Below are 9,588 nucleotides of genomic sequence, written 5' to 3' on the forward strand. Positions count from 1 at the left end.
CGGCGCGCCGATCCGGGGGAACCGGCGTGGGTGTTGAGCTGGTGGCCGGAGGTGTTGTTGACCTTTCGGCAGGCCAGGGATGCAATGGAACTGGCCGAACTGTGCAGTGGGCCGGTGGAACCGGGCCTGCGGGCGGAGGCGCTGGCCGGGGAATTGGGAACCTCGGTGAAACATGTCATGGCGGTGCTGCATCGGCGGATGATGGAGCGGGGCAGATCGTGATGAGCTATTGCTCCTACTGGCGAATGGGCCAGAGACCTCACCGGCGAGGCCGCAGCGCGAGACGCGGACGGGTGGGGAGTTGTCGTATGTAGCAATGAAATTCCCGGCAAATCGGGCAGTTGAGGGAATGGTGAAATACCGACCGCCCGGTAATCGATGAAGATCAAAATACAGTTCGTCCAGGGAGGACCCAGCAGTGACAATCGATATAAACCCGCGGGAGATGACCAGTGACATCACCCCCGAATTCGCGCGCTGCGCACAGGGGGAGCAGGTGTGGTCCCTGAGTTGGCTGCCCGAACAGCGACTGACCCGGGAACAGGCGCATGCCGGAATGGAATTGGACGAAATCCTGTCCGATCCGGAAGTGGTCTTCGACGATGCCGCACACTCCGAAGCCGCCGAACGGGCTGCCCGGCTGGGCATCCTGGTCGAGCACGCGGTGGTCATGCTGGCGCAGCGCTTGGCCGAGCGCATACACCGCGAGACCCTCCCGCCCTGCCTCACCGACGCCGAACTGCCGCCGCTGCCCGAGCCGATGCTGGCCGGCTGGTTCTCCGCGACCTACGCCCCCGCCACCACGGGCGCCCGCTCACAACACCTGTGGGCCTGAGCGTCAGGCCCGGGTGGTGTGGCCCGCGCCGACCGCTTCGGAGAGGCTGGAGTAGCCGTGTGCGCGCAGTTTGATCGCCAGGCCGCGATGGATGTGGCGGGCCCAGAGCGGGCCGCCGTAGATGAAGCCTGTGAAGCCTTGCAGCAGTGAGGCTCCGGCGAGCACGCGCTCCCACGCCTGGTCGGCGGTTTCGATGCCGCCGACCGAGATGAGCACCAGGCGGTCGCCCACGCGGGCGTAGAGGCGGCGCAGGACCTCGAGGGAACGGTCCGCGACCGGCGGACCGGACAGACCACCGGCGCCGAGCACGGCGACCTCGTCGGCATCGGTGCGCAGGCCGTCACGGCGAATCGTGGTGTTGGTGGCCACGATTCCGGCCAGACCCAACTCCACCGCGAGATCGGCGACGGCGTCGATGTCCTCGTCGGACAGATCGGGGGCGATCTTCACCAGCACCGGCACCGACACGCTGTCCAGCACCGCCTGCAGCAGCGGGCGCAGCGAGTCGACCGCTTGCAGATCGCGCAGGCCCGGGGTGTTGGGGGAGCTGACGTTCACGACCACGAAATCGGCCAGGGGGCCCAGCAGTTTCGCGCTGATCGCGTAATCGGCGGCGGCGTCGGCGGCCTCGACGACCTTCGTCTTGCCGATATTCGCGCCGATCGGCACACCACCCCGGCGGCGCTTGGCCAAGTACTCCGCGGCCGCCTCGGCGCCGTGATTGTTGAAGCCCATGCGGTTGATGAGCGCCCGATCGGCGGGCAGCCGGAACAGGCGCGGCGCCGGATTGCCCGGCTGCGCCTGCGCGGTGACGGTGCCGATCTCGGCGTAGCCGAAACCGAGCGGACCCCAGGCCTCGGCGCCCTCGGCATTCTTGTCGAAGCCGGCGGCCAGACCCAGCGGGCTCGGGAAATCCACCCCGAACACCCGCGAGGCCAGCACCGGATCCTGCGCGACAAGCAGTTTCGAGGTCACCCAGCGGCCCGGCGTGAACCGGGTCGAGAGCTTCATCGCCCCGAAGGCGAGATGGTGGATGCGTTCCGGCGGGAGCAGGAACATCACCTTCAGCAGCAGGGCATACAGGCGCTGGGCCACAGTCGTGGAAGCCATGCGGGTCACATCACCGCCTCGGGTGTCGGGGATAGCAGGGAACTCTTGCGGCGGCGCAGCAGCACACGACGGCTGCCGTCGGTGTAGGCACGCACCCGCGACAGCTCCCAGCCACCGAATTCGGCCTGAATGGCCAGGCGCATGGAGGCGGTCACGCGATTCATCTCCGGAGGCAGCCGCAACGGCACGTATTCGTATTCGTCATCGCTGGAGTGCTCCCAGCCGGCCGGTACTTCGCGCGGCTGGCGCGCTGATCGTGATGCCCGAGCCATCACTGCCCTCTCTTCCGCTGGTCCGCGCCGATCCGTTGCAGACCGTCACCGGTCCCGGATCCCACGAACATGTCACCGGTGCGGTCGTCGATGGTCACCGTGTTGGGCTGGCGCACTGTGGGATAGCGGCCCACCTCTACCGGTATACCCGTCGACAAGTCGTAGCCGACGACTTCGTTGGTGCCTGTCAGCGTCACCCACACGGTCTCGGACCGCTGTTCGTAGGCGAGTGCGTAGGGCGAAGAGCCTACCGGGAAACCCTGGCGCAGGACCAAAGGATCGGCGGTGTAGACCAGCAGCTGGTTACCGGCGGTGTCGGTGACGATGCGGCGGCCGAAGTGATCGCCGATCATGGTGGCGGCCCCGTCACCGGCGCGCAGGGTCAATCCGAGGCGGTGATCGATCAGGTTGAGTTCGGTGACGGCGGTCTGGCGGCGATCGAGCACGACGACGGTATCGGTGCTGGTGTCGATGGCATCGGCGGACACCAGACCCGAAATGGTCTCTCGCACAGCACCATCGGGGCTCAGGACAAGGATCTTGCCGCCTGCGAGCCCGGCGATGAGGTCACCGTCGGCGCGCAGTGCGGCCGCGTGCACGTCACCGTCGACCTTCACCTCCGTCAGCGCACCGGTGGCGGCTTCGACACGAAGTATCTTGCCGGGCACCGCGATCAGGAACTCACCGGGCTTGCCGAGCGAGAGCGAGGCGGCCGCGGCGGGCAGGGTCACCGTGCGCGTGGCGCCGGTGGCCTTGTCCAGCAAGACCACTGTGGTGCCCGGATCGGTGATCGTGGCGAGAATGCCGGTGCCGGGATCGGCGAGCAGGTCGCGAATCGCCGCGCTGGGGGTCACCTCACCGGCCGGGGTCGCGGTGGCCGCGGGCGCCACGGCCGCGACGACCGGGTCTCTGGTCGGTTTGTCGGCGTCGTCCTTGGAGGAACAACCGGCCAGCACAGTCACCGCGATCGCGCCCGCGAGGACCGACCGGATCAAGCCGCGACGGCGCATTCAGCGAACTCCTTACCTGACCGAGAAAATTCATGCGTGCTCCCTAATCTGACCATGCTGCCCGACCACGCCCGGTGAGCGGGGGTCTGGCGTCCGGCGCGCCGTGTCAGCGTGCACAGTTCCGGGGGCATCGAGTCACTTGACGTGACATGGGCTTTCGCGGGGTTGTCGGCGACAGCGGTTACCGTGGAAGGACATCAGTGGGCTGTGTCAGGGAGTTGAGTTGGTAACCGACCACACATCGGGCTTCCACGCGCCGGGCTTCACCGTCGAGGACGTGACCGTGGGTCACTACGCGCACGGGTTCGGAGTCACCGAGGACGGCCGACCCTTCGCATTCCGGACCGTGCGCGGCACCATGACCGTCGAAATCTATCGCCCTGACCTGGAGACGGACGTCCCCGCGGCCGAAGATGTCGTCGCCATCGCCGAATCGCGGCTCACCGATATCGACCTCGAGGACGAACGCAGCATCATCGCGCTGGTGCGCGACCTCATACCGCAGGCGATCGCGGTGCCGGCCGCACCGGCGCGCGAAGCGACCACCGTGCGCGCCCTGCTGGCTCGCCTCGGTGCGGTCATCGACGGCATCTGACACCCGCGACACGCCGAAAGTGGCGCAGACCCCACGAATCGGCGCCTGTGACGCGCCAGTCAGCAACTCGCCGTGCGCATGACAGACTGTGGGCAAATCACCGCAGTTCGAGCACCGAGGAAGTTGATGGCTTTTCGACGACCGGCCGTAGCAGTACTGATCCTCGCCGTCCTCGGCGCCGCAGTGACGGCGTGCGGCGGTTCCGATGACGATGCCTCGGTCGCCGCGGCACGCTCCTCGGCGTATGCGGCACTGACGTCCTCGTCGGTGGCCGCGTCGGCGTCGGCCTCGAATCGGCCGCCCATTCCGACCGCGGCCGCACTGGACGCGCAGATCAAGTCGGCGCTGGATCCGAATCTGCCCGATGCCGATCGCACCGCGCTCATCGAGGACGGGGAGGCGTTCAAGGACGCCATTCCGGACATGTACAAGGCGCTGCAGGACAATCCGCGCGCGGTGTACGGGGTCAAGGATCCGGTCTTCGACAATCACGACGGCACGCTGACCGCCACGCTGAGCCTGGACAAGGACGGCACCGGGTCCAATGTGCGCACCACGGTGGTGCATTTCGTCGACAAGGACGGGCGCTGGAAGATCTCGCGCACCGATCTGTGCGGCATTCTGCGCTCGGCCGACTACCGGACCGCGGCCTGCGGCTGATGCTCGACTCGAACAAAGGCCGGGCGCGTTCGCTGCGCTGGGGGCGTTTCGTGCACCGCAATCGGTATCTGATCTTCGGGCTCTTCGGTTTGGTGGTCCTGGCGTCCGGGTTCTACGGGCGCGATCTGGGCAAGCACCTGAGCCAGGAGGGCTGGTTCGACGAGAGCAGCGAATCGGTGGCGGGCTCCAAGCTGGCCGATTCCACCTTCGGGCGCGATACCGACAGCGATCTGATCGTCCTCTACACCGCCCCGCCCGGCCACACCGTCGATGACGAATCGGTGCGCACCGCGGTCACCGCTGAGCTGAATCGGTTGCGCGAGAGTCACTCCGGGCAAATCCTCAAGATCGACTCGTATTGGGACGGGTCGCTCATGGGGCAGTTCGCCGATGCGTCGCGCACGCACGCGTTCGCCAGTATCGGATTGCGTGGCGACGGCGGCACCGACACCGTCAACGACTACATGGCGATCAAGAACGAATTCCAGGCCGGCGCAACAGGTTCCGGGCCGGGCGGGACGACCGTGCAATTGGCGGGCATGCAGCCGGTGGTGGAGGGCATCAATACCGGCATGCAGAACGATATCCACCGCGCCGAGCTCATCGCCCTGCCGCTGGTGGCGATCCTGCTGTACTTCGTCTTCGGTGGGGTGATCGGTGCGCTGTTGCCGGTGCTCATCGGCGGGATGACGATTCTGGGCACCCAGGGCATCATGCGGATGCTGACCGATCATCTGCAGGTCAATGTGTTCGCCTCGGCGGTGGTCACCTTGGTGAGCCTGGGGCTGGCCATCGACTACGGGTTGTTCGCGGTGACCCGGTTCCGGGAGGAACTGGCGGCCGGGCGCACCGTGGAGGAAGCCACCGCGCGCACCGTCGCCACCGCGGGGCGCACCGTGCTGTTCTCCTCGGCGATCATCGCGGTCAGTCTGGGTGCGCTGTTCATCTACCCGAACGGGGTGCTGCGCTCGGTGCCGCTGGGTGGTATCAGTTCGGTGCTGCTGGCGGCGGTGCTGTCGGTGACGGCGCTGCCGGCGACCTTGAGCATCGTGGGGCGGCGCATCGACCTGTGGGGCTGGCATCGGCTGGCGAGCATTCGCACCGCCGAGCAGATCGATGCCGGATTCTTTTCGCGCCTGGCGCTTTTCGCCATGGCCAAGCCGTGGCGGGTGATCATTCCGATCGTGCTGATGCTGCTCGCGCTGATCCTGCCGTTCCGGCATATCGCCTTCGGCGGGTTGAGCGAGCGTTATCTGGCGTCGGATAATTCGGCGCGGGTGGCGCAGCAGGACTTCGACCGGATGTTCCCGCAGTTCCGCACCGACCCGTTGAAGCTGGTGGTGGTGGGCGCGAATCCGCAGCAGCTCAGCGATATTCGCTACGAAGCGAACCAGGTCAGTGCGCCGCGCATGACGGGGCCGTTCGATCCGGTCGCGCCGACCAAGGACGCGGTGACGGTGCTCGGCAGTGGTCTGGTCGACAAGGACGACGCCGACAAGGTGATCTCGGCATTGCGCGGCATTGCGCAACCACCGGGGGTGAAAGTCATGGTGGCCGGGGTGCCCGCGCTCGAACGCGACAGCATTCTGGGGCTCATCAAGGGGTTGCCGCTGCTGGCGCTGATCCTCGTGGTGGCGGCGATCGGATTGATGTACGCGGCGTTCCGGTCGCTGATCCTGGCGGTGAAGGCGGTCGCCATGAGCGCGCTGTCGCTCGGTGCGACCTTGGGCATTCTCACCTGGATCTTCGTGGAGGGCCACGGGTCGGGCCTGTTCAACTTCACGCCCGGGCCGCTCATGTTCGCGGTCCTGGTATTGATCGTGACGGTGCTGTTCGGCCTGTCCACCGACTACGAGGTATTCCTGCAATCGCGCATGGCCGAGGCCCGCGCCGAAGGCAAATCCCCGCAGGAGGCCATCCGGTACGGAATTGCGCACACCGGCGGCGTAATCACCTCTGCCGCCGCTATTCTCATCGTGGTGACAGGCGCCTTCGGCTTCTCCGATCTGGTGCTGATGAAGTACATCGCGTACGGCATGATCGCGGCACTCCTGTTGGACGCCACGGTGATCCGCATGCTGCTCACCCCGGCTGTTCTGAAATTGGTGTGGCGATGACTGTTGTGAAGGGCGCGAACCTGCTGCTGATGTTCGTGCTCGAGTTGTGCGTGCTGGGCTCGGCGGGCTGGTGGGGATTCGGGCTCGACGTGCCGATCCTGGTGCGGATTGTGGCGGGCCTCGGCGCGATCGCGGTGTTCGTCGTGGTGTGGGCGATCTTCGGCGCCGCCCACGACGCCCGCGTCCCGGTGCGCGGCTGGAAGCGCGCGGTGCTGGAGATCGTGTGGTTCGGCGGCGCGGGCGTGCTGCTGGGATTCGCGTGGACGCCGATCGCCGGACTCGTGCTCTTCCTGCTGTGGCTGGGCAATGCGGGCCTGCGCCTGCTGTGGGGCCAGGTGTACGCGGCCGGGGCCGAAGCCGAACTGCTGGGCCAGACCGAGGCCTGACCCGGTCAGCGCAGAACCGGACGCGCTCAGGTGGGTAGCCGCCCTGGGCGTCCGTCTGCGGTCAGCTGTTGCGGCCGCGGACCGGCAGTACCAATTGCGCACCCGTGTCCGGGTGATCGAAGACGTCGACCGGGTGCTGGTAGACACGGGTCAGCAGCGCCCCGGTGAGCACCTCACGGGGTGGGCCGTCGGCGGCGATGCGGCCTGATTCCAGAACGGCGACGCGGTCGGCGTAGGCGGCCGCGACACCGAGATCGTGCAATACGACCACCACGGCGGCGCCGGCGCTCGCACGTTCGCGGGCCAGGCGCAGCACCTGTTCCTGATGGCCGAGGTCCAGGGCGGCGGTCGGTTCGTCCAGCAGCAATGTGGCGGTGTCCTGGGCGAGGACGCGGGCAAGGGCGACGCGGGCGCGTTCACCACCGGACAGGGCCGGGAAGGTGCGGCCCGCAAGGTGTTCCACGTCGGCGGCGGCGAGCGCTTCGGCGATGCGCTGCTCGTCGAAATCCTGGCGGTCGGTGCGGGCCCAGGGGGCGCGGCCCATGGCGACGACTTCGCGGGCGGTGAAGGGGAAGCCGACGGTGTGGTTCTGCGGCAGGACGGCGCGGCGGCGGGCCATATCGACCGGAGCCCAGTCGGCGAGGGGTTTGCCGTCGAGTTCGACTGTGCCTTCGCTGGGTTGCAGTTCCCCGGCCAGGGCGTCGAGCAGGGTGGATTTGCCGGCGCCGTTGGGGCCGACGAGGGCGACGATCTGCCCCGCAATGACTTCGAAGTCGACGCCGTCCAGGACGCGGCGGCCGCCATCGCGTTCCAGGGCGACACCGCGGGCGCACAGGGTGACGGTGCCCGGCTGCGGAGTGACCGGCAGGGTGTGGTGGCGGGTGAAAGCGCCGGAGAGACTTCGCAATACGGTGCTCACGCCCAGCCTCCCGAACGGGCGCGGGTGCGCCGCAGCAGCCAGAAGAAGAACGGGCCGCCCACCAGCGAGGTGAGCATTCCCAGGGGCAGATCCGCATTGTGGACCAGGGAGCGGGCCCCGATATCGGCGGCGACCAGGGTCACCGCGCCGAGGATCGCCGACAGCGGGATGAGCACCCGATGTCCGGGGCCGACCAGCATGCGCACCAGGTGCGGCACGATCAATCCGACGAACAAGATGATGCCGGTGAACGCCACACCCGCGGTCGCGAGGACGGCGACCACGACGATCACATTGCGCCGCAACCGTTCCACGTCCACACCCAGATGCCGGGCCGCCGATTCCCCCAGCGCCAGCAGATCCAATCGCGGCGCCATCAGCACCGCCGCCGCCACCCCGACCAGGGTCAGCGGGGCAACCACACCGACGGCCTGCCAGGTCGCGCCGTTGAGACTGCCCATCTGCCAGAACACCAGCTGATCGCGCGCCGCCGGTGAGGCACTGAACAGCAGGAACGAAATCAGGCCGCCCGCAAACGCATTGATGGCCACACCGGTCAATACCAGCGTCACCACCTCGGTGCGCCCGTTGGACCGCGACAGCACATACACCAGCAGCGTCGTCAACAATCCGGCCGCGAACGCCCCCGCCGCCACCGACCAGGACGCCACGAACGCCCCACCGACCACGATCACCGCCCCCGCACCGACCGCAGCCCCCGCCGACACACCGATCACACCCGGCTCGGCAAGCGGATTGGCGAACACCCCCTGCAACAGCGCCCCCGCCGTAGCCAGCGCCGCCCCGACCAGCATGGCCAGCACCACCCGCGGAAACCGCACCTCCCACAACGTCACATCCCCCGCAGGATGCTTGGGCATCGGCCCCCAATCGAGCCCGATCCGATGAAAGAAACTCCCCGCCACCTCCAACGGCGTCGTCGGCACCTGCCCCACCGCAGCGGAAATCAACGCCAGCGCCACCAGCAGCACCAGTGCCCCGGCGAAGATCAACACAGTCCGAGACCGCTTCCCCCCACCTGTACCCGCAGCCGACTGCGAATCGTCACCGGTTCGAGTGCGCCCCGCAGAAGTGGCGGCCCGACCCGCCGCGGCCGCGCTACCCGCCGCTACCGAAGTCGCCCCGCCCTCCGCGACCGTGCTCGCGGTCGAGATCGCGGTGTCAGCCGCTGAGTCAGCACCACCGGAGCGGGTGACGACAGATCCTGAATCCGGTTGTGACGAAGCAGGATCCGCTGCGGCCGAGCTACCCGGTGTGGCCGCCCCATCCTCCGCAACCGTGCTCGCGGAGTCGGCACTGCCGGAGTTGGTCACGACCGACGTCGAGACCGATTGCGCGGGAACAGAATTCGGCGACGAGGTGCCCTCGCCATTCGGCAGGTCCGTGGCGTCAGGGTTGTTCGTGCCGCACGTAGTGGGCGCGGAGGCCGTATCCGTCCCGGTGTCGTCCGCCGTCCCGACTACCCGGGAGTCGGGATGGGGCAAGTACGGCTCCTCACCCGGGGCGCCTGCCAGCGCGGGGGAGGTGGGCACGGGAGAATCCTGTGCGTCGGGAGGGGTGGGGCGGTGGGTCATGCCGTTTTGTCGCCGTAGACGGCCTTGGCGAGGGCGGCTACTACGCGGCCGGTGTTGGGGCCGAAGCTGAGCAGGACGGCGTCGGACAT

10 protein-coding genes and 1 pseudogene are annotated in these 9,588 nt (G+C 67.9%); 6 read left to right on the forward strand and 5 right to left on the reverse strand.

The genetic code is table 11. The features are described 5' to 3' along the window. Positions 1 to 222 (forward strand): annotated as a pseudogene (locus tag JWN03_RS43645) (hypothetical protein); the annotation flags it as partial. Positions 223 to 418: 196 nt separating this feature from the next. Then, positions 419 to 835, forward strand: coding sequence for a hypothetical protein (locus tag JWN03_RS43650; RefSeq protein ID WP_297628567.1), 417 nt, complete (start codon positions 419 to 421; stop codon positions 833 to 835). Positions 836 to 838: 3 nt separating this feature from the next. Here JWN03_RS43650 and JWN03_RS43655 read toward each other — a convergent pair whose 3' ends face one another. From JWN03_RS43655 to JWN03_RS43665, 3 genes are read right to left on the reverse strand one after another with little or no spacing between them, the layout of a single operon-like run. Beyond that, positions 839 to 1,918 (reverse strand): quinone-dependent dihydroorotate dehydrogenase, encoded by a 1,080-nt coding sequence (locus JWN03_RS43655; protein WP_297628580.1) that lies wholly within the window; start codon positions 1,916 to 1,918, stop codon positions 839 to 841. 32 nt (positions 1,919 to 1,950) lie between these two features. Continuing rightward, a complete protein-coding gene (locus JWN03_RS43660) occupies positions 1,951 to 2,217 on the reverse strand; it encodes a DUF5703 family protein (protein ID WP_297628569.1) in 267 nt (88 codons plus the stop codon). Beyond that, a complete protein-coding gene (locus tag JWN03_RS43665) occupies positions 2,217 to 3,227 on the reverse strand; it encodes a YncE family protein (RefSeq protein WP_297628571.1) in 1,011 nt (336 codons plus the stop codon). Before JWN03_RS43665 ends, JWN03_RS43660 begins: the two co-directional genes overlap by 1 nt. 223 nt (positions 3,228 to 3,450) lie before the next feature. On the opposite strand from JWN03_RS43665, the gene JWN03_RS43670 reads away from it, so the two are divergent. The 4 genes from JWN03_RS43670 (at position 3,451) to JWN03_RS43685 (ending at position 6,985) form a co-directional block, all read left to right on the forward strand. Beyond that, entirely contained in the window at positions 3,451 to 3,822 is a 372-nt protein-coding gene (locus JWN03_RS43670) for a hypothetical protein (RefSeq protein ID WP_297628573.1), read from the forward strand. A gap of 126 nt (positions 3,823 to 3,948) precedes the next feature. Further along, complete coding sequence (locus JWN03_RS43675) at positions 3,949 to 4,482, forward strand: hypothetical protein (RefSeq protein WP_297628574.1); 534 nt, start codon at positions 3,949 to 3,951, stop codon at positions 4,480 to 4,482. After that, complete coding sequence (locus JWN03_RS43680; protein WP_297628576.1) at positions 4,482 to 6,599, forward strand: MMPL family transporter; 2,118 nt, start codon at positions 4,482 to 4,484, stop codon at positions 6,597 to 6,599. Before JWN03_RS43675 ends, JWN03_RS43680 begins: the two co-directional genes overlap by 1 nt. Then, the gene (locus JWN03_RS43685; RefSeq protein ID WP_297628578.1) at positions 6,596 to 6,985 is read left to right on the forward strand and encodes a YrdB family protein; all 390 of its coding nucleotides are present in this window, start codon (positions 6,596 to 6,598) and stop codon (positions 6,983 to 6,985) included. Before JWN03_RS43680 ends, JWN03_RS43685 begins: the two co-directional genes overlap by 4 nt. Positions 6,986 to 7,046: 61 nt before the next feature. Here the strand turns inward: JWN03_RS43685 and JWN03_RS43690 are convergent, their stop codons facing one another. Both JWN03_RS43690 and JWN03_RS43695 read right to left on the reverse strand, forming a co-directional pair. After that, complete coding sequence (locus tag JWN03_RS43690) at positions 7,047 to 7,904, reverse strand: heme ABC transporter ATP-binding protein (RefSeq protein ID WP_441343174.1); 858 nt, start codon at positions 7,902 to 7,904, stop codon at positions 7,047 to 7,049. Further along, the gene (locus JWN03_RS43695) at positions 7,901 to 8,917 is read right to left on the reverse strand and encodes a FecCD family ABC transporter permease (protein WP_297628584.1); all 1,017 of its coding nucleotides are present in this window, start codon (positions 8,915 to 8,917) and stop codon (positions 7,901 to 7,903) included. The genes JWN03_RS43690 and JWN03_RS43695 overlap by 4 nt, the downstream gene beginning before the upstream one ends. Positions 8,918 to 9,588 lie beyond the last annotated feature (671 nt).

Source organism: Nocardia sp., assembly GCF_025465275.1.
Lineage (GTDB): Bacteria > Actinomycetota > Actinomycetes > Mycobacteriales > Mycobacteriaceae > Nocardia.

Bases quoted from the DNA above. Each gene is read 5' to 3' on its own strand.
- JWN03_RS43660 (WP_297628569.1), bottom strand. From the start codon at position 2,217: ATGGCTCGGGCATCACGATCAGCGCGCCAGCCGCGCGAAGTACCGGCC.
- JWN03_RS43665 (WP_297628571.1), bottom strand. From the start codon at position 3,227: ATGCGCCGTCGCGGCTTGATCCGGTCGGTCCTCGCGGGCGCGATCGCG.
- JWN03_RS43675 (WP_297628574.1), top strand. From the start codon at position 3,949: ATGGCTTTTCGACGACCGGCCGTAGCAGTACTGATCCTCGCCGTCCTC.
- JWN03_RS43680 (WP_297628576.1), top strand. From the start codon at position 4,482: ATGCTCGACTCGAACAAAGGCCGGGCGCGTTCGCTGCGCTGGGGGCGT.
- JWN03_RS43685 (WP_297628578.1), top strand. From the start codon at position 6,596: ATGACTGTTGTGAAGGGCGCGAACCTGCTGCTGATGTTCGTGCTCGAG.